Genomic DNA, 23483 nt, shown 5'->3' on the forward strand with positions numbered 1-23483 from the left:
ATGACTTGCCAGGATGAATGAGGCTCACATGGATACGCAGCACAACAATACGACACAGGGAAGCTCTGTTGGCTCGCTCTTGACGACGCTGACACGTGAAGTGACTGACCTGGTCCGCAACGAGGCAGAGCTTGCCAAGGCCGAGGTATCGGAAAAGACGCATCAGGTGATGACCGGCATCGCGGCTATCGCCATCGCCGGCGCAGTCATTTTTGCCGGCTTTCTGGTGCTTCTGGCATCGGCGGTAGCGTTATTGAACGAGATACTCCCTCCGAACATGACGCCCTGGCTTTCGGCGGCCATTGTGGGCGTCGTGGTGGCGGTCATCGGCATGATCATGCTGAACGTCGGTCTCAAGAAGATTCAGGCGCGCAACCTGATGCCTACCCGCACCCTGCATAGCCTTCAGCAGGACAAGGCGCTGGCGAAGGAGCATCAGCACAACGTCAAGGAGGAGTTGAAATGAGCGATCAACAGGATCATCGCAGTTCCGAGGAGATCGAAAAGGATATTCACCGCTCCCGGGAGCGCCTGGATTCCACGCTCAGCGAGATCGAAGAGCGTTTTTCTCCCCAGCACCTGCTCAATGCCTCCTACGACTATCTGCGTCACGGCGGGGCAAACGAGTTCTTTGCGAATCTGGGTAACACCATCAAGGAGAACCCGGTGCCGTTTCTGGTCACCGGTGCAGGCCTTGGTTGGCTGATCACTGCCCAGCGAAGCCCTAACCAACCGAAGGGCGCGGCTCCCTACGCGAACTCGGAAGCCTACCCCCATAGCGGGCCTGGCAGCTACTCTGATGATGGTGCGTATCGCTCCAACGCCTATCCGCGCTCTGCGGCTCATCAAAGCAATGACGAGCTCAGCCGCCCCTTGGGCAGCGCCCGCCCGACACGGTCCGAGCCCGGCATGGCGTCTGGCTCAACAGGCCGTGCCGCGCCCAGCGCGTTCTCTCATCCGTCGGCGTTCGATAACCACGCGCAGGATGAGTCGTCCAGGTTCGACAGCAGCAAAGGGGCGGGAATGAAAGAGCGCGTCAGCGGCAGGGCGCGACATCTTGGCCAGGGCGCCAGCGAGGCGGCACATCATCTAAGCGACCGGGCTCACCATATGGGAGGCAGCATGCGCAACAATACTTCGCACCTTTACCAATCCACCCAGCACGGCATGCATGATGCCGGTCAATGGGCGAAAAGTGCTGGTCAGCACACCTCGGACTTCATCCAGGAGCACCCTCTGGTGGTCGGTGCGCTGGGCCTGGCCCTGGGCGCGGCGCTGGGCAGCATCCTGCCCTCTACGCGTAAAGAGGATGAGTACATGGGTGACTACCGCGACCGTTTCATGCACGAGGCAGCGGACAAGGGCCATGAACATGCGGACAGGATGCAGCATTCGCTTCATGAAAGGACCGAGAAGATGAAAAACGAAACCGACAAGGATCATCAGGAAGACAGCACCAAGCGCACGCCAAGCGATACCCAGGGCGAGCACATGCGCTACTCCGATGAAGCGATGCCGGGCCACAATGCGGCCTCGGGCCTGGGTGGTAACCCGGGCAAGGAACGCACGCCTCACGAGAAGGACAGCAGCAAAAAAGAGCATGGCCTGACCGACTCCAGCACGCCTTCCGGCAATACCCAGGGCGACGACACGTTGACGCCGCCCAAGCGGTAAGCACGGCAAGCCTCAACGCGGGTAAGCCGAGACACCGATAAGTTAAGTACTGGTAGATAGGTACTGATAGATAAGTACTGATAGAACAGAAGCTCCCGGCCTTGGCCGGGCGCTTCTGTTCATGGGCGGCTTATTTATACCGCCGCTTGACCTCGACACTCAGCCGACCTTCGCCCAGTCGCAGCGAAAGCTTCTGCCCGGGCTGGGTCTCCTCGGCGCGGCGAATCACCTGGCCCTTGTCATTTTGGGCAATGGCGTAACCCCGGCCCAGCACGGCCAGCGGGCTGATCGCATTCAGCTCCCGGGCGGCGCTGGTCAACCGCGCCTGTTCACGCTGAAGTGTTCGCTGCATGGCGCCGTTCAGGCGGCGGTGCAATTGCTGCACGTGTTCGCTTTCGCCACGGTGCAGGCGGGATAAGTCCTGGCTGGCGAGGCGCTTGCCCAATTGGTTGACGCGCGCCTGCTGATGGCCAAGGGTCTGTTGCATGGCGCGGTTCAAGCGCTGGGTCAGCGTGGCCACGTGCTGGCGCTGGCGGCTTAGCTGCTCGCCGGGGTGCTTGAGCCGGGCGCGCAGGCTATCCAGCTGCTGGCTATCACGCTCCAGATGTCGCTGCATGGCGCGGTGCAGGCGGTGTTGCTGGTCAGCCAGCTGGCGCTTCAAGACGTGTTGGTCGGGTACCAGCCGTTCGGCGGCCGCCGACGGCGTGGGGGCACGAACGTCGGCGGCGAAATCCGCAAGCGTCACGTCCACTTCGTGGCCCACGGCGGACATCACCGGCAGGCGCGAATGAAAAATCGCCCGCGCCAGGTGTTCGTTGTTGAACGCCCACAGATCCTCCAGGCTGCCGCCGCCCCGGGTAATCAGAATGGTGTCCTGGTCCGGGTCCAGCCGCGTCTGGCGGTTGAGCATACCGATTGCAGCGATCATGGCTGGTGCCGCCTCCACCCCTTGCACCGGCACGGGAATCAGCATTACATCCGCCAAGGGCCAGCGCGCTGCCAGCACCGCCAGCACATCGCGAATCGCCGCCCCAGTAGCGGAGCTTAAAATCAACAGCTTGCGGGGCGGAAAGGGCAGGGGGCGGGCGTTGACAAACACGCCTTCGTCATCGAGCTGCGCTTTCAGGCGCTCGAAAGCCGCCAGCAACTCCCCCAGCCCCGCAGCCTGCACGGCTTCGGCAATCAGCTGGTAGTCGCCGCGGGGCTCGAACAGCGATACCTTGCCGCGCAGCTTGACCTGATCGCCATCGCGCATGGGCGCAGAGATGAACCGCGCCCGCTGGCGAAACAGCGCGCAGCGTACCTGGGCCCGGTCATCCTTCAGGGTAAAGTAGATATGCCCCGAGGCCGGGCGCGAGACGTTGGAAAGCTCGCCTTCCACCCACACCTCGCCCAACTCGCGCTCCAGCGCCTGGCGCGAGCGTTTGTTGAGATCGCTGACGGAAAGAGCGGTAGGTGCGGACATAAGGTCGTCTCGATGGGTGACAGGATCTGAAAGCCGTGCACGCGCGACGCCAGAGCGAGGCGGCAGACAAGTGACAACATGGCGACGCCGCATTGCTGGGGCGCCCCTCAAAACGCTATAATAGCCGATTAACTCTTCACGCCCCATCTTCCCACTTTTCACTGGGTGTTGCCGCTATGCTACGTATGGCCCAAGAAGCGCTTACGTTCGATGACGTTCTTCTCGTTCCTGGCTTCTCCGACATTCTGCCCAAGGATGTCAGCCTCAAAACCCGCCTGACCCGCAACCTCACACTCAATATTCCGCTCGTCTCTGCCGCCATGGACACGGTGACCGAAGCGCGACTGGCAATTGCGATGGCCCAGGAAGGCGGCATCGGCATCATCCACAAGAACATGAGCATCAGTCAGCAGGCCGCCGAGGTGCGCAAGGTCAAAAAGCACGAAAGCGTGATCGTGAAAGACCCGGTGACCGTGAGCCCCCAGGCGAAGCTCGAAGACCTGCTGAACATGGCCCGCGAGTACGGCTTCTCCGGCTTTCCCGTGGTGGAAGGCGAAACCCTGGTGGGTATCGTCACCGAGCGTGACATGCGCTTTCAGCCCAACGTGGGCGACAGCGTGGCCGATATCATGACCCCGCGCGAGCGCCTGGTCACCGTCGCCGAAGGCACCGATCTCGAAGCCAGCAAGGCCAAGATGCGCGAGCACCGCATCGAGAAGATGCTGATCGTGGATGATGAGTTCCACCTGCGTGGCCTGGTCACCTTCCAGGATATCGAAAAGGCCCGTACCTACCCCAACGCCGCCAAAGACAGCGACGGCCGTCTGCTGGTGGGTGCGGCCGTGGGCACTGGCCCGGAAACCGCGGACCGCATCACCGCCCTTGCCGAAGCCGGCGTGGACGTGGTGATCGTCGATACCGCCCATGGCCACTCCCAGGGCGTGATCGACCGCGTACGCTGGGTGAAAGAGCACTTCCCGAACATTCAGGTGATCGGTGGCAACATTGCCACCGGCGGCGCCGCCCGCGCGCTGGCTGAAGCGGGCGCCGACGGCGTGAAAGTGGGCATCGGCCCGGGTTCCATTTGCACCACGCGCATCGTCGCCGGTGTGGGCGTGCCGCAGATCACCGCGGTATCCAACGTGGCCGCCGCCCTCAAGGAGTTCGACATTCCCTTGATCGCCGATGGCGGCGTGCGTTTCTCCGGCGACCTGGCCAAGGCGATTGCCGCCGGTGCCAGTGCCGTGATGGTAGGGGGCCTGCTGGCCGGTACCGAAGAAGCCCCGGGCGAGGTCGAGCTCTACCAGGGCCGGACCTACAAGGCGTACCGCGGTATGGGCTCCATGGGGGCAATGTCGCAAAGCCAGGGCAGTGCGGATCGTTACTTCCAGGACAAGAACGCCGGGGCCGAGAAGCTGGTACCCGAAGGCATCGAAGGCCGCGTGCCTTACAAGGGCATGATGAGCGCCATCGTGCATCAGCTGATGGGGGGGCTTCGCGCCTCCATGGGTTACACCGGCTGCCGCGACGTTCTGGAAATGCGCACCAAGCCGGAGTTCGTCCAGATCACCGGCGCCGGCTTCAACGAATCTCACGTGCACGACGTGCAGATTACCAAGGAAGCCCCCAATTACCGGGTGAGCTAACCCCGGGATCAGTATTGACGCGGCGGGCTTTGGCCCGTCGCTTGCTTTTTGTAGCCATTGTTAGAGCCCTTGTAAAAGCCTTAGCGGCCGCGCCTACACTGCTTGAGAGATACCGCCATGACAGACATTCACGCCCACAAGATCCTGATTCTGGACTTCGGCTCCCAGTACACCCAGTTGATCGCCCGCCGGGTGCGCGAAATCGGCGTCTATTCCGAGGTTCGCGCCTTCGATATCACCGAAGAGGAGATTCGCGAGTACAACCCCAACGGCATCATTCTGGCCGGTGGCCCGGAGTCCGTGACCGAGCTCGAGTCCCCGCGGGCGCCGCAGTGCGTGTTCGAGCTGGGCCTGCCGGTGTTTGGTATCTGCTACGGCATGCAGACCATGGCCGAGCAGCTCGGCGGCAAGGTGGAAGGCTCCAACAAGCGCGAGTTTGGCTACGCCCAGATCAGCATCGACGCCGATAACGCCCTGTTCAACGGCATCAAGGACCACGTGGATACTGAAAGCGGCAAAGGCCTGCTGGACGTATGGATGAGCCACGGCGACAAGGTGGCCGAAGCGCCTTCTGATTTCACCGTCACGGCGTCCACCCCGAGCTGCCCGATTGCCGCCATGGTGTGGGAAGAGAAGCAGTTTTACGGCGTACAGTTCCACCCGGAAGTGACCCACACCCTGCAGGGCCAGCGGATGCTCGAGCACTTCGTGCTGGATATCTGTAAATCCGAAAAGCGCTGGACCCCGGCGCAGATCATCGAAGACCAGGTCGAGCGCGTACGCGAGCAAGTGGGCGACCGCCACGTACTGCTGGGCCTTTCCGGCGGCGTGGACTCTTCTGTCGTCGCGGCCCTTCTCCACAAGGCGATTGGCGAGCAGCTCACCTGTGTATTCGTGGATAACGGCCTGCTGCGCAAGGCAGAGGGCGACCAGGTAATGGAAACCTTCGCCAACCACATGGGCGTGAAGGTGATCCGCGTCGATGCCGAAGACCTGTTCCTGGGCAAGTTAAAAGGCGAGAACGACCCGGAAGCCAAGCGCAAGATCATCGGCAACACCTTCATCGACGTATTCGATGAAGAGGCCAGCAAGATCGACGGCGTGGACTTCCTGGCCCAGGGCACCATCTACCCCGACGTAATCGAATCCGCCGCTTCCAAAACCGGCAAGTCCCATGTGATTAAGTCCCACCACAACGTGGGTGGGCTTCCGGAAACCATGAAGCTCAAGCTCGTCGAGCCGCTGCGCGAGCTGTTCAAGGACGAAGTACGCAAACTCGGTCTCGAGCTCGGCCTTCCGTATGACATGGTGTACCGCCACCCCTTCCCGGGGCCGGGCCTGGGCGTGCGCATCCTTGGCGAAGTCAAAAAAGAGTACGCCGACATTCTGCGTGAAGCCGACGCCATCTTCATCGAAGAGCTGCGCGCCTCCGGCTGGTACGAGAAAACCAGCCAGGCGTTTGCCGTGTTCCTACCGGTGAAATCCGTCGGCGTGGTCGGCGACGGCCGCCGCTACGAATGGGTCATCGCGCTGCGCGCCGTTGAAACCATCGACTTCATGACCGCCCGCTGGGCGCACCTTCCTTATGAGCTGCTGGAGAAGGTGTCCAATCGGGTGATCAATGAGCTGGAAGGGGTGTCGCGGGTGACTTATGATGTGAGTAGTAAGCCGCCGGCTACTATTGAGTGGGAGTGAGTGCTTCCCCACTCGTTGTATCCAAAAACCCGCCAAAAGGCGGGTTTTTTGTGCGTTGAAACAATGGCATGTCATAGTTGGCTGCAGTAGCATAAGTTTAACTATTTAATTCAAGTGAATGATTAATGCAAAGTACCGAACAGCAATTTTTGAAAGCGCTTGAAGACAAGCTCTGGAGCGCTGCCGACAAGCTGCGCAACAACCTCGACGCCGCTAACTACAAGCATGTGGTGCTGGGGCTGATCTTTCTAAAGTACGTCTCCGATGCATTTGAAGAGCGTCAGCGCGAGCTGCTGGCGCTGTTCAAGGATGACGCCGACGACAACATCTATTACCTGCCGCACGACGATTTCGACAGCGACGCCGAGTACGAACAGGCGCTCGAAGACGAGCTGGAAATTCTCGACTACTACCGCGAGGCCAACGTGTTTTGGGTGCCGAAAGAGGCGCGTTGGAGCACGCTGAAAGAGAGTGCCGCACTGCCTACCGGCTCGGTGCTCTGGCAGAACAGTAAGGGCGACGACGTGCGCCTGCGCTCGGTGGGCTGGCTGATCGACAACGCCCTGGAAGCCATCGAAAAGAGCAACGATAAGCTCAAGGGCGTGCTGGAAGGCATTAGCCGCTTTCAGGTGGATAACGACAAGCTGATCGGGCTGATCAACTCCTTCTCGGACACCTCCTTTACCCAGCCGACCCTCGGCGGCGAGGCGCTGAACCTGCGCAGCAAGGACATTCTCGGCCACGTTTACGAGTACTTCCTAGGCCAGTTCGCCCTGGCCGAAGGCAAGCAGGGCGGGCAGTACTACACGCCCAAGAGCATCGTCTCGCTGATCGTCGAGATGCTGGAACCCTACAAGGGCCGGGTGTACGACCCGGCGATGGGCTCGGGCGGCTTTTTTGTCTCTTCCGACAAGTTCATCGAAGAGCACGCCCGCGAGCACCATTACGACCCCGCCGAGCAGAAAAAGCACGTTTCCATCTACGGGCAGGAATCCAACCCTACCACCTGGCGGCTGGCCGCCATGAACATGGCCATTCGCGGCATCGACTTCAACTTTGGCAAGAAAAACGCCGACAGCTTCCTCGATGACCAGCACCCGGACCTGCGCGCCGACTTCGTCATGGCCAACCCGCCGTTCAACATCAAGGACTGGTGGCATGAGTCGCTTGCCGACGACGTGCGCTGGCAGCACGGCACCCCGCCCAAGGGCAATGCCAACTTCGCCTGGTTGCAGCACATGCTGCACCACCTCGCCCCTGTGGGCAGCATGGCGCTGCTGCTCGCTAACGGTTCAATGAGTTCCAACAGCGGCGGCGAAGGCGAGATTCGCCGCCGCCTGGTCGAGAAGGACCTGGTCGAGTGCATCGTCGCTCTGCCGGGCCAGCTCTTTACCAACACCCAGATCCCCGCCTGCATCTGGTTTTTGACTCGCGACAAAGCCGGCGGCCTCTCGCCCAACGGCGTTGAAAAACGTCGACGTAAAGGCGAAGTGCTGTTTATCGACGCCCGCCAGCAGGGCTATATGCGCGACCGCGTGCTGCGCGACTTCACCAGCGAAGATATTGCCAAAATCGCTGACACCTTCCATACGTGGCAACGCACCGACGCCTTTGAAGCCGTACCCGGCTTTTGTGCCTCAGTTAAAAACACGTTTATTGGAGAGAAGCATGACTTTGTACTGACCCCGGGGCGTTACGTGGGCGCCGCCGCGCAAGAAGAGGACAACGAGCCCTTCGCCGACAAGATGGTGCGGTTGACGGCACAGCTGAAAGACCAGTTCGAGGAAAGCGACCGGCTGGAAGGTGAGATTAAGCGGAATCTTAGTGGGCTGGGATATGACTGTTGAGATTAATTTACCTGAGCATTGGCAATGGGTGACTATTAAAGCCATCCAGGCACCTGAGAAACGTGCAACCATAACTGGTCCGTTCGGAAGCTCGATTGGGAAAAGGTTTTTCGTCAGCGAAGGTGTGCCTGTAATAAGAGGCAATAATCTTAATTATTCAATAGGTTCATTTCATGACGATGGCTTCGTTTTTATTTCTCGTGAAAAAGCTAACGAATTAAAGGGATACATAGTCAAGCCTAGTGACTTAATCTTTACTGCTGCTGGCACCATCGGCCAAGTTGGATTGATTCCAAAAAAGGCCAAGTTTAACGAGTACGTTATTTCAAACAAGCAGATGCGAGTAAGGCTTGATTTGAAAAAAGTAGATCCTTTGTATGTCTACTACTGGTTTGTAAGCCCCTACATGAATGCTTATATTAAAAGACAGAATACAGGTTCTACTATTCCACTGATTAACCTGTCAGTACTTAGAGCTTTACCGCTGCCGTTGCCAGCGTTGTCCGAACAAGAGAGGATTGGCAGATTTTTAAAATCTCTCGACGATAAGATCGGGATAAACCACCAAATAAACCAAACCTTCGAACAGATGGCTCAAGCCCTGTTCAAAAGCTGGTTTGTCGATTTCGATCCGGTCAAGGCCAAGATCGCAGCGCGTAAGCGCTGGCAGGCGCTCCAGCCAGAGAATGAATCCGCATCCCCCGTCTGCTACGCCGCCGAGTTTGACGAACCGCCGGCGATAGGCGATCTGGAATCGTATATGAACCGCGCCGCGATGCAGGCGATTTCCGGTAAGACGGCGGTGCAGCTCGATGCGCTGCGTGTGGAAGACCCTGAGCGCTACCACGAACTGTATGAGATCGCCGCGCTGTTTCCTTCGGCGATGCAGAGGAGTGAGTTGGGGGAGATTCCGGAGGGATGGGAAGTAACACCGTTCGAGAAACTCGCCAGGTTAGATTCCAGCTCTATCAAGCCTTCAGATAACCCAGAAAAGATATGGGAGCATTACAGCATTCCGGCCTTTGATGCAGGAAAAGCGCCCGCTTTGGATGCAGGTATAAGCATTAAAAGTGGAAAATATAAAGTTAAAAAGACTTCCGTTCTTATCTCAAAGCTCAACCCGGGCACCTCTCGGGTATGGTGGCCTGAGCCTCTGGATAACGAGTCTGCTATTTGTTCAACAGAGTTTATGCAGTTTGTCCCAAAGTCTGAGGAGCTAAGAGCTTTCATCGCTGGAGTAATCTCCTCCTCCCCTTTTCAGGAAGGCGTTGTAGCCAGCGTCACTGGTTCTACAGGCAGTAGACAAAGGGCACAGCCCAAGCAGGTTGCAAGAATGGACGTGGTGGCACCTTGCGAAGCATTGGCACTACGTTACGCGCGCCAATCGCGACTACTTTTTACCGCACAAGCTAAAAATATTAGCCAGTCTCAAAAACTAGCCGGATTACGCGACACCCTCCTCCCCAAACTCCTCTCCGGCGAACTGACGATTCCCAGTGACGAAGAGGTGCAGGCCAAGCAGCAGGAAGCCGCTCATGTATAAAATCGATTCGGCCCAAAACCGCATTGCGCCGCTGGAGGCGAAACGCTTTAGTGAATTGGGCTTCGGCGAGCGCAAGCACCTGCAGGAGTGGCTGGAAAACTGTCCGCAGGCGCTGGCACAGGTAGATGGCGAGGAACTCCTGATCATTCAAAAGGAGTTTGATGGCTTCGACGATACTCGTGAGCGTTTGGATCTTCTTGCTATCGACAAGAGTGGCAACCTGGTCATTATCGAAAACAAGCTCGACGATAGCGGTCGGGACGTGGTCTGGCAGGCTCTAAAATATGCCAGTTACTGTGCCAACCTGAGCAAGTCGCAGGTCGTGGATATCTACCAGCGCTACCTCAATCAGAAAGCGCAGGAAACCAATCAGGCGCCGGCTAATGCCGTCGACAACCTGATCGAATTTCTGGAAGTCGATGGGCTGGAAGCGGCTCAAATCAATCGCATCAAGACGCAGCGTCTTATTCTTGTCGCAGCGCGTTATCGCAAGGAAGTCACCAACACCGTGCTATGGCTGAGCCAGTTTGGTATCGCCTGCCAGTGTTTCAAGGTGACGCCTTACAAGGCCGGCAGTGAGCTTTTCCTCAACGTTGAGCAGATCATCCCGACACCCGAGTCGACCGACTTCATGATTGGCATGGTCGCCAAGGAAGATGAGGAGAAAAGCGCCGATACAGAGCAAAAGCATCGACACACCCTGCGTCTGGAGTTCTGGGAACAGGCGTTGGAAGAGTTCAGCAAGAGCAGCTGTACCCTGTACAGCAATATCAGTCCAACGAAAGATCACTGGCTTAGCGCAGGCTCTGGTATTAGAGGTATGCCCTATCAGCTGATTTTCGGGAAAAGTGAAATACGCGTCGGATTGAGTCTTCAGAATAGCCAGGCTGAAGCCAATACCTTTTTATTTGACCGGCTGGAAGTACAGAAGGATACGATCGAGGAAAATTTTGGTGCTCCACTCATCTGGCTGCCTTTGCCCGCCAAAAAAGCCTGTCGTCTTCAGTACACCAAAGCCGTTGACGGATACGACAAGGCGAACTGGCCCGAGATGATCGAATGGATGGTGCACCACATGACGCGATTCGAAAATGCACTGCGTGACCCGCTAAGAAACATCAATCAACAGTTAAAACAGATCAGCTTCGAGCACTCCGAACTGCCATGACTTCATAAGATGGGCCTTCGTGTCGATAAAAAAGAGCCGGCGCGTACACAGTAAACTGTGAAGAGGCGCCGGGCGTATTACGTTGAATCATAGCGATAGCATAAAACGAGTCAACGGGCGTTGGCGATTTCAGCAGGTGGCAAGGGAGTGGGGATGACCGAAGATCAACTGGAGCAGCTGTGCCTTGAGTGGTTTGGCGATACCGGCTGGGAAACCGCCCACGGGCCGGACATCGCCCACGACGGTGCCTCGCCGGAGCGCGACGATTATAAGCAGGTATTGCTGCACGGTGATCTCGAAAAGGCCATTATCCGGCTTAATCCGCAGTTGCCGGATGACGCCGTTCAGCAGGCCGTGGCCCAGGTCAGCAAACCGCAAAGCCCTGATCTCGTGCTCAGTAACCGGTCCTTCCATCAGTGGCTGCTCGACGGCGTGCCGGTGCAGTACAAGCGCAACGACGAGGTCATTTATGACCATGCCTTTCTGATCGATTTCGAGCGCGCCGAGGCCAACCGCTTCCGCGCCATCAATCAGTTCACCATACAGGGCAGCAAGCAGCCCCGTCGCCCGGATATCGTCTGCTTTATCAACGGCCTGCCGCTGGCGGTGATCGAGCTGAAAAGCCCGAGCAGTGAAACCGCCGATATCACCGGCGCCTTTAATCAGCTACAGACCTACAAGACGGAAATCCCTGATCTGTTCGTCACCAACGAAGCGCTCGTCATCAGCGATGGCTATACCGCACGGGTTGGCTCGCTGACGGCGGATCAGGAGCGCTTCATGCCGTGGCGCACCATCAAGGATGAAGACGACAAGCCGCTGCTGGAGTGGCAGCTCGAAACTCTGGTGCGCGGCTTTTTCGATCGGACACTGTTTCTCGATTATCTGCGCTACTTCGTGCTGTTCGAGACTGACGCCGAACGAGTCATCAAGAAGATCGCCGGATATCACCAGTTCCATGCTGTGCGTGAGGCGGTGAAAGCGACGGTGATTGCCGCCAAGGAACCTGCGACAACCGTGAGCGAGAAACGCGCAACTTACGGCGATGAGGTCAAACCCGGCAGCAAAAAGGCCGGGGTGGTGTGGCATACCCAAGGCTCAGGCAAAAGCATCTCGATGGTCTGCTATGCGGGTAAGCTAGTGCAGCAACCGGCGATGCACAACCCCACGCTGATCGTGGTGACCGACCGCAACGACCTGGATGGGCAGCTGTTCGGCACGTTCAGCAGCGCGCGAGATTTACTCAAGCAGGACCCAATCCAGGCCGAAGACCGCGAAAGCCTGCGCCAAAAGCTCGCCGAGCGCGAGTCCGGCGGTATTATCTTCACCACGGTGCAGAAGTTTGCCCTGCTGGACGACGAGCGCGGCCACCCGATTCTCAACGACCGCCACAATATCGTGGTGATCTCGGACGAGGCCCACCGCAGCCAGTACGGCCTGAAAGCGACCCTCAAGCAGGATGGCACCTACCAGTTCGGCTTTGCCAAGCACATGCGCGATGCCCTGCCCAACGCCTCATTCATCGGCTTTACCGGTACGCCGATTGCCAATGAAGACAAGGACACCCGCGCTGTCTTCGGTGATTACGTCTCGATCTACGATATTCAGGACGCCGTGGACGATGGCGCCACTGTACCCATCTTTTACGAATCCCGCTTGGCGCGGCTCGATATCAACCGTGAGGAAATCAACCAGCTCTCCGAGCAGGTTGACGAGGTCATCGAGGACGAGGAAGATACCGGCGCGCGGGAGCGCACCAAGGGCGAGTGGAGCCGTCTGGAAAAGTTGATGGGTACCGAGCCACGTTTGCAGTGCATCGCGGCGGACCTCGTCGAGCACTTCGAGACGCGCAACGAGATCGTCGAGGGCAAGGCGATGATCGTTGCCATGAGCCGCATCATCTGCGCGCAGCTCTATAGCGAGATCATCGCGCTGCGCCCTGACTGGCACGACGACGACCCGGAAAAGGGTGCGATCAAGGTCATCATGACGGGCTCGGCCGCCGACAGCCCGCTGCTAACGCCCCACATCTACAACAAGAAAACCAAAAAGCGGCTGGAGAAGCGCTTCAAGAACCCGGCGGACCCGCTCAAGCTGGTGATCGTCCGCGATATGTGGCTGACCGGCTTCGACGCGCCGTGCTGCCACACCATGTACGTCGACAAGCCCATGAAAGGGCACAATCTGATGCAGGCCATCGCTCGGGTGAACCGGGTGTTCAAGGACAAGCCCGGTGGGCTGGTGGTCGACTACATCGGCATTGCCAACGAGCTGAAAAACGCCCTCAAGACCTACACCGACTCCCGCGGCAAGGGCCAGCCCACCTACAGCGCCGAAGAAGCCTTCGCGGTGCTGGAAGAGAAGCTCGATATCATCCACGGCATGTTTGCCAGCGGCCCCAACCGCGATGGCTTCGACTACAGCGGCTTTGAAGAGGCGCCGCACAAACTGCTGCCGCCAACGGCCAACTACCTCCTGAGCCTGGACGATGGCAAAAAGCGCTTTCTCGATACCGTGCTGCAACTCACCAAGGCGTATTCGCTGTGCAGCACGCTGGATGAAGCAAAAGCGCTGCACAAGGAGATCGCGTTTCTCGCGGCGATCAAGGCGGCACTGGTCAAACACACCAGCACGAACCGTTCGCTGAGCGAGGAGCAGAAAAACTCGGCGCTCAAGCAGATTCTCGATAACGCCGTGGTGGCCGACGATGTGACGGATGTATTCGCGCTCTGCGGCCTCGACAAGCCCAACATTGGCCTGCTCTCCGATGAGTTTCTCGAAGACGTACGCCAGATGCCGCACCGCAATCTGGCCGTCGAGCTATTGGAGAAACTGCTCAAGGACGACATCAAGGCCAAAACGCGCACCAACGCCGTGCAGGAGAAAAAGTACTCGGATCGCCTTCAAGAGACGCTGCGCAAGTACAACAACCGCGGTATCGAAACGGCACAGGTGATTGAAGAGCTGATCGAGATGGCCAAGCAGTTCAAGGCCGATATGGAACGTGACGAGGCGCTCGGTCTGAGCGCTGACGAGATCGCCTTTTACGACGCCTTGATTACCAATGAAAGCGCGGTGAGGGAGCTTGGCGATGACCAGTTGCGGGCACTGGCGGTTGAAGTCACCAACAAGCTGCGCGGCTCGACCACCGTCGATTGGCAGGTGCGCGAAAGCGTGCGCGCCAAACTGCGCATTCTGGTGCGTCGTACGCTGCAGCGCTACAAGTACCCACCGGACAAATCACCGGAAGTTATCGAGCTGATTCTCAAGCAGGCCGAGCTTCTGTCGAATCAATGGTCATCCTGATCATCACCGTTTTGGAGTTTGTATGACATCGCCGCAGGGCCGCCCTACCTCCATTCGTATCTTCCTCGCCGACGGCACGCCCGAGGGCCTGCGCATTGTGGAGAAGTCTAACTGGACAGGCCGGGCGGTGGTGGCCAACCGCTCCCAGCTCGAAGGGGCGCTTAAACGAAGCGAGATGACCCAGCCGGGCGTCTATGTCCTCACGGGGCAAACGGACGACGGCGCGGCCAAACTCTATATCGGCGAGGCCGATGCACTCGGTGAGCGGATCAAGCAGCACGTGACGGGCAAGGAGTTCTGGACGCGAGCCATCGCCTTTACCAGCACCAACGAGGGCTTGAACAAGGCGAGCGTGCGCTATCTTGAAGCGCGTTTACTGGGGCTGGCGAAAACTGCCAACCAGTGGGCGGTGGACAACACGGCATACCCTTCGCCGCCCCCTCTCAACGAAGCCGATAGCGCCGATGCGGAGTGGTTTCTCGCCGAAATGCTGGTGATTTTTCCGCTGCTCGGTATTGATGCATTCGAGTCGGCGAGTAGCCAAACCGATGTTTCATCGGCTGAACCGGTAGGGCCGCCGTTGACGCTGCACCTTAACGAGCGAGGCGCGAACGGGAGTGGTAGAGAAGTTACGGGAGGCTTCGTGGTACTCAAGGGCTCATTGGCGCGTGCCGAAGAAACGGTTTCTATCCATGAGTACATGCGCGAGCAGCGCCAGCTGCTGAAAGATCGCGGCGTGCTGTCGCCGCAAAAGGATAAGCTGGTCTTTACCCAGGATTTCCGTTTTTCCTCTCCTTCGACCGCCGCCGGTGTTCTAGTGGGCGGCGCCTCAAACGGACGAATAGCCTGGAAGGATGCCAGCGGCAAAACATTGAAGGTGATTCAGGAAGCCCGGTTGGAAAAGCTATAGAAACGCTACCGAGATTGCGGTGTTTTCGGCCAACACCAAGACTCATGGATCGCCTCGTCCCAGCCGATTGGTTATGCGAATGCAGGACAGATTTATATGACTGAAATTCACCATTACTCACAAGCGTTTGATAACGCTTTTGATCAACTGCCGCATTATCAAGCTTACCCGCATATGCGCCCTTTTGTGGGGCGGCTTTATGACCAGCATGGCCCAAAAATTCTGTTGGTTGCGGAAAGCCATTATCTGCCACCGGAAAGTTCGCTTCACCTTGATGCACAACGCTGGTATTCAGGCTCTGAGAAAGAATTAGGAGTTGAGGATAAACCAGGCTGGATACACACCCGAAAAATAATCGATAAAGAAAACGGCAAGTGGACAGCAAGAGGCCATGAGATCTATCGGCGTATAAACCGTGCGCTAGGCGAAGCAGGTTATCCGGGAGGCGGCAATCTGTTCAGATACGTTGCTTTTATGAATGCTTTCCAACGGCCTGCCGTTACCGGGAAGAGCCTTAACGTCCAGCGGGAGGACTTGGAGGTCGCCAAGCAGACACTCAATGGTGTGATTAATGCCATTGAGCCTGACTGTGTGATTTTCGTTTCCACCAAAGCAAAAAGGCACTTGGCCAGGCATATTGAAATTGACTCAAAAGGCGTTCCTCATCCTGCGTGTGCCTGGTGGTATAGAGCTTCGAAACATGGGCCAGGTAAAGAGCGTTTTATTCGTTATATCTCAGAAATTCTAAGCCGTTAGCAAGGTGCGGATAGGCGAGCTTTGTGGTCACCATTCCATGCAGGTCGTTTCCGGGCGGATCGACCGGCCCACCGTGCATTATGCCCACCCCGAAAGCGCCCAGAAGGGCGGGCTGAATATCACGGGCTGGCTCGAGACGCGCTTCGGGTAGTAAAGGATAGGGGAGTGATCCCGCCGCGCTATTTGAGCGTCAGGCCACCATCGTATTCAATGCACCTATGCTCATTGGTCACGGGGTCAATGAACGCGAAGCCCTTGGAGAGCAGCTGCAAGGGGCGCGTGACGTCATCCGGCGAGAGCGGCTGCAGCGCCGGGTAGTAGCGGTCATTCAAAATCGGCCAGCCGAGTGACTGCATGTGCAGGCGCAGCTGGTGGCGGCGCCCGCTGACGGGGTGTAATTCGAACAGCGCCTGCGTGTCGGTTTGCTGCACGCAGCGGATCACCGAGTGGCTGTTGGCGTCGCCCTCACTAATCCGCATGCGAAAGCGCTGCTCGTTTTGCTCGATGCGATTCTTTACGTCCCACTCTCGACCCACCCATGACGTATTACCGTCTACCTCGGCGATGGCCTGATAGGTCTTGTGAATCTGTCGTGACTTGAACAGCTGGTGATACAGCGCCCGGGTCTCGGGATTCAGCGAACAAAGCACCAGTCCTGCCGTCACTCGATCCAAACGATGCACCGGCTGCAGTGACTCGATCCCCGTGCTTTTACGCAGCCGCTGTTGCAGGCACTCATTGACGTAGCGCCCGCCGGGGGTGACGGGCAGAAAGTGCGGTTTGTAGGCCACCAGAATGTGCTCGTCTCGATAGACGGTATGCTCGGCGAAGGGAATGCTCGGCTCGCTTGCTACTTCGCGATAATAGAACACGCGAAGCTGTGGCTTGAAGAATGAGGCCGGCGTAATCCAGGTGCCGTCATCGCGATGCACCTTGCCGGTGGCCATGCGCTCACGCCATGTCGCCTCATCGATGGCCGGAAACGTGAGCAGCAGATACTCAAGCACTGTCGACACACCGGGATTGACCTGAGGCAGGCTCAGCTTCGAAGGGCGTTGGGAAATGGACATGAGATGCATCACAGGTTGGGAAGGGGCTGGGTGTCAAACAGCCACGCGACGAGCGTTTGCGCATGACACACCGTTAGGGTGGCGTCACTCGCCATGGCGATGGTTCCCTTTGCGCTTCACGACGACCTCAAGCCCCATCAGATCCAACACATCCAGCACCTTTTGCAGCTGCAGGGTGGGCTTGCCCCGTTCCAGGTCGACGATAAAGCGGTTGCCGGTGCCTGCAAGGCCGGCCAGGTCCATCTGCAACAAGCCTTGTTCAGTGCGGAGTTTACGGACCAGCTGCCCCAGCTCTTCGCTTTGACGAATGGCCGTGGGGGAAGGGGCGTTATCGATTGGCATAGGGAACCTGCGTTTGATTACCGTTCGGTAATAATAGGCGCGGTTTTGGTACGTAGCAATCACATAGTTACCGTTCGGTAACTTTTGCGTTTATAAAGCGAAAAGCGGCTTTTTAATTACCGTTCGGTAATTTTTTATGCACGACGGGATCACGATACTGGAACGTAACCGCTGTACTGCTTAAAAGATCAAACCAGCTGCCAGGGGCTCAGTAAGAAACGCTCTCGCAGTTGTCCTGATACAGCGGGTCATCGGTGCCAAGCGCTAGCCGCTTAGTGGCGGTGTTGTAATAGAAGCGGCCGGGATCAAAGCCTGAAAGCGCGTAGTCGCCACACACGCCATACCCTTTGTTGACTCGCTCCAAGTCGGAGATGTCGGCCGGTGCGGGGCGGTCAAGGCGTTCGGCTATCGTCGCGGCGATGTGGGCATCGCGCTGGGCCTCGGAGTAGGCTTGGCTTCCGAATATTAGGCCCGCCACGACGAAAATGGCGACGACGGGAATCCATAGGTTGTGCATAGCGTGTCCAGTGAGAGGGTAGGGAAGTGTATCAATTCGGCCGAGAAATTATTTAGCAGGATAATAACTTTTTGCGCAGCCCATTTCATTGATTGGCGAGGGTTTGGTCGTCACCAAGGGCGTTCGAGAACCTGAAGACACTCAACGGCTCTATGAGAATGAAGGTTCCAGGGTAGCTTTGGTCAGCTTCATGGCGGTTTACTTAAAGTCGATGCAGTGGGTCGGCCGACAACTTTGGCTTTGCCGTCGATTAGCGTTTGAGCCGAATAAACGCCATAATCGGCTCATAATTTGATTCGAATAAGCGTGGTAATCGGCTCATGCATATATGGGAGCAACGCAACTGGCCTTTATTCGAGTGGGATGAGCCCACTTTGCGCCCCCTGCTGAATGCCATAAGGCTGTTGCAAGGCCGTGTGGTCGGTCGAACGGATGCGACACCCGAACACACGGATCTAAACGTGGAAATGGATGCGCTCATTCAGAACGCTATTCGCACCAGCGAGATCGAAGGGGAGCGGTTGGACGTGGGGTCCGTGCGCTCATCGGTGGCTCGCCATTTGGGGTTAGAGCAGGCGGGCGTTACTCACCGAACCACGCCGGAATCTGAAGCGCTGATCGAGCTGCTGCTTCAATCGACCCATCAGCCCGATGATCCCCTCTCCCTGAAGCAGCTATGCCACTGGCAGTCTTTGCTCTTCGTGCAGCGTCCTGGTCTGATAAGCGAGGTACGCGTTAATGAGCTACGCGGCGATCATCCCATGCAGGTCGTTTCGGGTCGGATAGATCGTCCGAAGGTACATTTTGAGGCGCCACCGCGTGCTCAGTTGGAAGCGGAACTCGAGGCGTTCCTTGAGTGGTTCAATCATCCACCGGAAGGGCTCGATCCTTTGGTGCGTGCCGGTATCGCCCACCTTTGGCTGATTACACTGCATCCGTTTGATGACGGTAACGGGCGCGTTACGCGTGCAGTGACCGATCGAGCGCTGGCCCAGGCTGAGCGGCAGTCCGTGCGCTTTTATTCACTCAGCGCGGCAATCATGGCCCGGCGCGAGGCCTACTACGATCATCTTGAACGTACTCAGAAGGGCGGGCTGGATATTACGGCCTGGCTTGCGTGGTTTCTGGATACACTCAAAGAGGCGCTCGAGCAGTCTCTGTTGCGTATTGACCGGGCGCTGCTGAAAACGCATTTCTGGCAGCGCCATGCCACCACGGTATTAAGCGCGCGGCAGATCAAGATACTCAATCGGTTACTGGATAACGCGGGGGAAGAGTTCGTACAAGGTATCAATGCGCGCAAGTACCAGGCACTGGCTAAGGTGAGTAAGGCGACCGCCACGCGAGATATGACCGAGTTGGTGGAAAAGGGCTGCTTTTACAAGCTGCCTGGTGGTGGGCGTAGTACGCGTTATGCGGTGTTACTTGGGCGAACCGTGGATGAGTCTTTGTAGTGGCGATCTTTGCTGTTTAAGGGTGATCGTTACTGAAAGGGGGGATTAAGCAAGCAGCTAACTCATACTATGACCACAAGGCACTTCAAGGATTTGTTTATTAAATGCCTTATAAAGTCACTCTGAGTGACTTTTTTTGTTGTTTATTAAACTCGGCCCATTGTGTCGGTTTATAGAAAGTGTATTTTAGTCATTATGAGTGATCAAAATGATGGAAAATTAAACCGCCTGCTTACAGGACTAAACGATACCGGCGTGGTTTCCAGCCGGTGGCTAAGAGCGCATGGCTATTACAGTAGCTTGTTGGCCCGCTATGTCGCTAGTGGTTGGCTGGTCTCCCCGGCGCGTGGTGTGTACATGCGTAAAGGAGGCTCTCTGAAATGGGAAGGGGTGGTGCGCACGGTGCAAGAGACGGAGGGTTTGTCGCTGCATATAGGTGGGCGCTTTGCGCTGGCTTGGCTTGGGCATGAGCACTACCTACGGTTGGGCGAAGCCGCCGTTATCACACTCTTCGGGCCGGATCGCTTGCCAGGGTGGGTATGCAAGTTGCCGTTGGTGGAACGGGTCGACTACTGCGGCAAAGGACCTTTTGATCTACCTGATATTCCGCTTACTGATAAGACAACGGATCAGGCGTTGCTGAACCTGGGGCTGGAACGGCGTGAAGCGATGCCGAGCAGTGTGCTGGTGTGTTCGACACCGGAACGAGCCATGCTGGAGATGTGTGATGAGGTGTCTGATGCGGGTGGGGTCTACGAAGTGGATGCATTAATGCAGGCCATGGCCACCCTACGCCCTCAGCGGCTTGAAATGCTGTTACGCCACTGCCACAGCATCAAGGCTAAGCGTCTGTTTCTCGCGCTGGCCGAGCGTCATGGGCACGCCTGGTTTTCACACCTATCGATAGAGGGGGTGAATCTCGGCAGTGGGAAGCGTTCGCTGGTGCCTGGTGGCCGCCTGCATCCCACGTATCACATTGTTCTGCCGGGAGACCTTGATGAGCAGCTGGGATAAACGCTACAGCGACCGTGTGCAATTGCTGGTAGATATCCTGCCGGTGCTGGCAAAGGAAACCCGCTTTGCACTGAAGGGGGGTACTGCCATCAACTTGTTTGAGCATGATCTCCCCAGGCTATCGGTGGATATCGACTTGACCTGGCTTCCTGTGCAGAATTTTGAGGTAGGTGTGGCGGATATTGCCGCAGCACTAGAGCAGTTGGCGGAGACCTTGCGTGCCCGTCCTTTGCAATTACAAGTGCAAACATCAGGTGGCGCGAACACAGGGGGGATCACACGCTTAATTTGCAGCCGTGGCCGGGCGCGTGTGCAGATTGAAACAACCCCAGTGATGCGCGGCACAGTACACCCGGTTCGAATGATGGTGGTCCAACCGGAAGTCGAACAGGCCTTCGGCTTTGCCTCAACGCAGGTGCTCGATTTTGCCGATCTCTACGCTGGAAAACTGGCGGCGGCCTTGTCTCGTCAACATCCCAGGGATCTGTTCGACATTGGCTTGCTGCTGGAAGATGAACGGGCCGATGCGACATTATGGCGAACCTTTCTGGTGTATCTAACGTGTAGCCCTAAACCGGCCTGGGAACTTCTGGCTCCCAGGGAACCAGTGGATTTTGAGACGCTCTTCGATGCCCATTTCAAGGGAATGACCGCCAAGCCGGTGACGGCGGCGCAACTGCTTGAGCACAGAGCACAGCTACTGCTATGGATTTCTAAAAAGCTGGATAAGCCCTCATGTGACTTTCTATGGTCCGTCGAAGATGAGCAGCCTGATTTTGAATTGATCCATTTAGAGGAAGCAGCAGCATTGCCAGGGGTAGGGCGAAAGCTGCAAAACCTTACCCGTCGCTCGAAGGCCAAGCGCCAGGCGGATCGCCATGAACTTGAGCAGACCCTGGCACGAATAGCATTTGATGTGTGAAGAGACGCGCTCCGTCCAAGCCGCTATGTACTTTACTATCTACAACTGTTATTCACGGAGAAAACATCCATGGCCATAGGCGGCTTGATTGGATTGCTGGATGACATTGCCGCCCTGGCGAAGCTGGCTGCCGCGTCACTGGACGATGTAAGTGCAGCCGCTGGGCGGGCAACGGCGAAGGCGGCCGGGGTGGTGGTCGATGATACGGCGGTAACGCCGCAATATTTGCACGGGGTAACGGCAGAGCGTGAGCTTTCGATCGTGAAGCGGATCGCGCTGGGCTCCATTCGCAACAAGCTGATAATTATCCTGCCGGCGGCGCTGCTCCTGAATCACTTTTTGCCCATGCTATTGCCGATCATCCTGATGGTGGGCGGCACCTACCTGGCCTTCGAGGGCGCGGAAAAGGTCTGGCACAAGCTCTCTGGTCAGCAGGACGACGACAAGCCAGCGGTCGAAAAGGGGCCGGAGGCCGAGAAAAAGATCGTGAGTGGTGCCGTTCGCACTGACCTGATTCTGTCTGCGGAAATCATGGTGATCGCGCTTTCCACGGTTTCTCATCAGGGGTTCTGGTCACAGCTGGTGAGTCTGATAGTGGTCGCGTTGGTCATCACCATTTTGGTGTATGGCGTGGTAGCGCTGCTGGTCAGGATGGATGATATCGGCCTGAAACTTGCCAGGCGTAAGAGCCCCGGAATACAAACACTGGGCCGTAGCCTGGTGACGGCCATGCCCAAGGTGCTGGCGACCATCTCGGTGGTGGGTACCATCGCTATGCTCTGGGTGGGTGGGCATATTCTGATGGCCAACCTGGGGGCGGATGGCACGGGGTGGTTCAACGCGCCCTACGATTGGGTTCACCATATCGAGCATGACATTGGCGAAGCAACCGGTGCCCTGGGCGGCCTGCTGGGCTGGGGCTTCAATACGCTGTGTTCTGCGCTCATTGGCTTTTTGGTGGGCTCGGTGGTAGTGGGAGCGTTTCACCTCGTTCCCTTCAAGAAGGCACATTCGCCGTAGTGGAGGCCGCAACGGGCGTATCAGGCATCAAGAGCCTGATACCTTGAATCGGCTGTGCCAAGCTGCTTCGACTTCGTTTGCACCACAATCCGCGCAGCGTGGGTGGGTGATGGCCTGCGGTAAAGGCTATTTAAATCCAATATTTTATTGGTTAAAGCGCTTTGACATGGATTAGGCGCTAAATATTGGATTTACGTATAGGGTTGCTGAGTGATTTATGAGCCTGGTCGTAAGGGAGGCGGCGTTACTCGTTGTATCGGTCACCTGTTCCTTGAATAGCGCCTCAGCCTCGCAGCCGCTCCTCATGTGGCGTAGCGTCATAATCCGCATTCAGCCGTTTGCGCAGTGCCGGGTACCCGTTAGCCACCAACGCCGCCAGCACAATGCTTCCAAAAATATAGCCAGTAATGATCATGCCCTGCATGAGGAGGCTCTGCTGCACCATCCAGCCGTTTGAACCCGGGTGCATGAAAAACAGCAAAGCCAGGCCCGCGAAAAAACCAAAGCCCGCCGCCAGTTTGAGCTGGTAGCGCAGCAAATAATAGCGTCCGTACTTTTCGAGTGCGCCGTGTACATTGATCGCTTTCTGGCATTTGAGCACCACGCCCAGGCCCCGGCTCTTCTCCTTGTCCGGGTCGATGCCAAAGCACTTCACCAGCGCCTGCAACCGGGGGCGGCTTCTGATGTCGATCATGGCCACCGTCAGGGTGATCGTTTGATCGATCAGGGGCGTGTAGAGGCGTCCGGCCCCGGGCGGCCAGGAGAGCTGCACGTCGTTGATGAAGTAGGTGTACACGGTATAACGCCCGCCGCCATTGCCTGCGCTGGCGGTACGTTTTTTTTCGATCAACCGGCCGCGCAGTTGGGTAGTGGTGTGCCTGAGCGTGGTGGCCCGTCCCAATCCATGGGCGACCAAAAAGACGCCCAGCGCCGCCACGACCAGATCCAGCACCATCAAAAAGCCGATGAGCAGCACCGGTGCGCGGATATCATCAACCACGAACGCCACCGGCAGCACCACGCTGAGCACCAGAAAGAACATGCCGAACAGTACCACTAGCCATTTGAAGAACACCACGCGCAGGTAAACCGTGCGGGCGTGGTGCTTATCCAGCGCCGTTAGCCTCAAGCGGG

At 57.5% G+C, this 23483-nt stretch carries 20 protein-coding genes; 15 read left to right on the top strand and 5 right to left on the bottom strand.

Annotated elements, in window-relative coordinates; all coding sequences use genetic code 11:
• Window positions 1–28: 28 nt before the first annotated feature.
• Entirely contained in the window at window positions 29–466 is a 438-nt protein-coding gene (locus ACWF8S_RS03350) for a phage holin family protein (protein ID WP_447555414.1), read from the top strand.
• Window positions 463–1674 (top strand): DUF3618 domain-containing protein, encoded by a 1212-nt coding sequence (locus tag ACWF8S_RS03355; RefSeq protein WP_447555415.1) that lies wholly within the window; start codon window positions 463–465, stop codon window positions 1672–1674. Before ACWF8S_RS03350 ends, ACWF8S_RS03355 begins: the two co-directional genes overlap by 4 nt.
• A 130-nt stretch (window positions 1675–1804) precedes the next feature.
• On the opposite strand, the gene xseA is transcribed toward ACWF8S_RS03355, so the two are convergent.
• On the bottom strand, window positions 1805–3139 hold the full coding sequence (xseA, locus tag ACWF8S_RS03360) for an exodeoxyribonuclease VII large subunit (protein ID WP_447555416.1): 1335 nt from the start codon (window positions 3137–3139) through the stop codon (window positions 1805–1807).
• A gap of 176 nt (window positions 3140–3315) precedes the next feature.
• Here xseA and guaB point away from each other — a divergent pair, with 176 nt between their 5' ends.
• The 9 genes from guaB to ACWF8S_RS03405 all read left to right on the top strand — a co-directional run bounded on the left by guaB (window position 3316) and on the right by ACWF8S_RS03405 (window position 16161).
• Window positions 3316–4785 carry an IMP dehydrogenase gene (guaB, locus tag ACWF8S_RS03365; RefSeq protein WP_447555418.1) on the top strand — a complete coding sequence of 490 codons (1470 nt, stop codon included), beginning with the start codon at window positions 3316–3318 and terminating at the stop codon, window positions 4783–4785.
• Between the two features lie 117 nt (window positions 4786–4902).
• Window positions 4903–6480 (top strand): glutamine-hydrolyzing GMP synthase, encoded by a 1578-nt coding sequence (gene guaA, locus ACWF8S_RS03370; RefSeq protein WP_447555419.1) that lies wholly within the window; start codon window positions 4903–4905, stop codon window positions 6478–6480.
• A gap of 125 nt (window positions 6481–6605) precedes the next feature.
• Window positions 6606–8327, top strand: coding sequence for a class I SAM-dependent DNA methyltransferase (locus ACWF8S_RS03375; protein ID WP_447555421.1), 1722 nt, complete (start codon window positions 6606–6608; stop codon window positions 8325–8327).
• Window positions 8317–9870 (top strand): restriction endonuclease subunit S, encoded by a 1554-nt coding sequence (locus ACWF8S_RS03380; RefSeq protein WP_447555422.1) that lies wholly within the window; start codon window positions 8317–8319, stop codon window positions 9868–9870. The genes ACWF8S_RS03375 and ACWF8S_RS03380 overlap by 11 nt, the downstream gene beginning before the upstream one ends.
• Window positions 9863–11038, top strand: coding sequence for a DUF4268 domain-containing protein (locus ACWF8S_RS03385; RefSeq protein ID WP_447555423.1), 1176 nt, complete (start codon window positions 9863–9865; stop codon window positions 11036–11038). The genes ACWF8S_RS03380 and ACWF8S_RS03385 overlap by 8 nt, the downstream gene beginning before the upstream one ends.
• 153 nt (window positions 11039–11191) lie before the next feature.
• Window positions 11192–14344, top strand: coding sequence for a type I restriction endonuclease subunit R (locus tag ACWF8S_RS03390; protein ID WP_447555424.1), 3153 nt, complete (start codon window positions 11192–11194; stop codon window positions 14342–14344).
• Between the two features lie 22 nt (window positions 14345–14366).
• Window positions 14367–15254, top strand: a complete 888-nt coding sequence (locus tag ACWF8S_RS03395) for a GIY-YIG nuclease family protein (protein ID WP_447555425.1) — start codon at window positions 14367–14369, stop codon at window positions 15252–15254.
• 96 nt (window positions 15255–15350) lie between these two features.
• Window positions 15351–16010, top strand: coding sequence for a hypothetical protein (locus ACWF8S_RS03400; RefSeq protein WP_447555426.1), 660 nt, complete (start codon window positions 15351–15353; stop codon window positions 16008–16010).
• Window positions 16011–16014: 4 nt separating this feature from the next.
• The gene (locus ACWF8S_RS03405) at window positions 16015–16161 is read left to right on the top strand and encodes a hypothetical protein (protein ID WP_447555427.1); all 147 of its coding nucleotides are present in this window, start codon (window positions 16015–16017) and stop codon (window positions 16159–16161) included.
• A 28-nt stretch (window positions 16162–16189) separates the two neighbouring features.
• On the opposite strand, the gene ACWF8S_RS03410 is transcribed toward ACWF8S_RS03405, so the two are convergent.
• The 3 genes from ACWF8S_RS03410 to ACWF8S_RS03420 form a co-directional block, all read right to left on the bottom strand.
• The gene (locus ACWF8S_RS03410; RefSeq protein ID WP_447555428.1) at window positions 16190–17080 is read right to left on the bottom strand and encodes a pseudouridine synthase; all 891 of its coding nucleotides are present in this window, start codon (window positions 17078–17080) and stop codon (window positions 16190–16192) included.
• A gap of 84 nt (window positions 17081–17164) precedes the next feature.
• Entirely contained in the window at window positions 17165–17422 is a 258-nt protein-coding gene (locus tag ACWF8S_RS03415; protein WP_447555429.1) for a helix-turn-helix transcriptional regulator, read from the bottom strand.
• 208 nt (window positions 17423–17630) lie between these two features.
• Window positions 17631–17939 carry a hypothetical protein gene (locus ACWF8S_RS03420; protein WP_447555430.1) on the bottom strand — a complete coding sequence of 103 codons (309 nt, stop codon included), beginning with the start codon at window positions 17937–17939 and terminating at the stop codon, window positions 17631–17633.
• Window positions 17940–18259: 320 nt separating this feature from the next.
• On the opposite strand from ACWF8S_RS03420, the gene ACWF8S_RS03425 reads away from it, so the two are divergent.
• From ACWF8S_RS03425 to ACWF8S_RS03440, 4 genes are all read left to right on the top strand, one after another.
• The gene (locus ACWF8S_RS03425; protein WP_447555431.1) at window positions 18260–19393 is read left to right on the top strand and encodes a Fic family protein; all 1134 of its coding nucleotides are present in this window, start codon (window positions 18260–18262) and stop codon (window positions 19391–19393) included.
• A gap of 195 nt (window positions 19394–19588) precedes the next feature.
• Window positions 19589–20407, top strand: coding sequence for a type IV toxin-antitoxin system AbiEi family antitoxin domain-containing protein (locus ACWF8S_RS03430; protein WP_447555432.1), 819 nt, complete (start codon window positions 19589–19591; stop codon window positions 20405–20407).
• Window positions 20391–21329: a nucleotidyl transferase AbiEii/AbiGii toxin family protein gene (locus tag ACWF8S_RS03435; protein ID WP_447555433.1), complete on the top strand. Its 939-nt coding sequence runs from the start codon at window positions 20391–20393 to the stop codon at window positions 21327–21329. Before ACWF8S_RS03430 ends, ACWF8S_RS03435 begins: the two co-directional genes overlap by 17 nt.
• 69 nt (window positions 21330–21398) lie before the next feature.
• Window positions 21399–22349, top strand: coding sequence for a DUF808 domain-containing protein (locus ACWF8S_RS03440; RefSeq protein ID WP_447555434.1), 951 nt, complete (start codon window positions 21399–21401; stop codon window positions 22347–22349).
• Between the two features lie 283 nt (window positions 22350–22632).
• On the opposite strand, the gene ACWF8S_RS03445 is transcribed toward ACWF8S_RS03440, so the two are convergent.
• A complete protein-coding gene (locus ACWF8S_RS03445; protein WP_447555435.1) occupies window positions 22633–23478 on the bottom strand; it encodes a hypothetical protein in 846 nt (281 codons plus the stop codon).
• Window positions 23479–23483 lie beyond the last annotated feature (5 nt).

The organism is Vreelandella xerophytica, from assembly GCF_968048975.1.

Coding starts and splice junctions, on each gene's coding strand:
- ACWF8S_RS03440 (WP_447555434.1), top strand. CDS start 21,399: ATGGCCATAGGCGGCTTGATTGGATTGCTGGATGACATTGCCGCCCTG.
- ACWF8S_RS03410 (WP_447555428.1), bottom strand. CDS start 17,080: ATGTCCATTTCCCAACGCCCTTCGAAGCTGAGCCTGCCTCAGGTCAAT.
- xseA (WP_447555416.1), bottom strand. CDS start 3,139: ATGTCCGCACCTACCGCTCTTTCCGTCAGCGATCTCAACAAACGCTCG.
- guaB (WP_447555418.1), top strand. CDS start 3,316: ATGCTACGTATGGCCCAAGAAGCGCTTACGTTCGATGACGTTCTTCTC.
- ACWF8S_RS03385 (WP_447555423.1), top strand. CDS start 9,863: ATGTATAAAATCGATTCGGCCCAAAACCGCATTGCGCCGCTGGAGGCG.
- ACWF8S_RS03420 (WP_447555430.1), bottom strand. CDS start 17,939: ATGCACAACCTATGGATTCCCGTCGTCGCCATTTTCGTCGTGGCGGGC.
- ACWF8S_RS03425 (WP_447555431.1), top strand. CDS start 18,260: ATGCATATATGGGAGCAACGCAACTGGCCTTTATTCGAGTGGGATGAG.
- ACWF8S_RS03400 (WP_447555426.1), top strand. CDS start 15,351: ATGACTGAAATTCACCATTACTCACAAGCGTTTGATAACGCTTTTGAT.
- ACWF8S_RS03430 (WP_447555432.1), top strand. CDS start 19,589: ATGAGTGATCAAAATGATGGAAAATTAAACCGCCTGCTTACAGGACTA.
- ACWF8S_RS03350 (WP_447555414.1), top strand. CDS start 29: ATGGATACGCAGCACAACAATACGACACAGGGAAGCTCTGTTGGCTCG.
- ACWF8S_RS03355 (WP_447555415.1), top strand. CDS start 463: ATGAGCGATCAACAGGATCATCGCAGTTCCGAGGAGATCGAAAAGGAT.
- ACWF8S_RS03390 (WP_447555424.1), top strand. CDS start 11,192: ATGACCGAAGATCAACTGGAGCAGCTGTGCCTTGAGTGGTTTGGCGAT.
- ACWF8S_RS03435 (WP_447555433.1), top strand. CDS start 20,391: ATGAGCAGCTGGGATAAACGCTACAGCGACCGTGTGCAATTGCTGGTA.
- ACWF8S_RS03415 (WP_447555429.1), bottom strand. CDS start 17,422: ATGCCAATCGATAACGCCCCTTCCCCCACGGCCATTCGTCAAAGCGAA.
- ACWF8S_RS03395 (WP_447555425.1), top strand. CDS start 14,367: ATGACATCGCCGCAGGGCCGCCCTACCTCCATTCGTATCTTCCTCGCC.
- ACWF8S_RS03375 (WP_447555421.1), top strand. CDS start 6,606: ATGCAAAGTACCGAACAGCAATTTTTGAAAGCGCTTGAAGACAAGCTC.
- ACWF8S_RS03380 (WP_447555422.1), top strand. CDS start 8,317: ATGACTGTTGAGATTAATTTACCTGAGCATTGGCAATGGGTGACTATT.
- guaA (WP_447555419.1), top strand. CDS start 4,903: ATGACAGACATTCACGCCCACAAGATCCTGATTCTGGACTTCGGCTCC.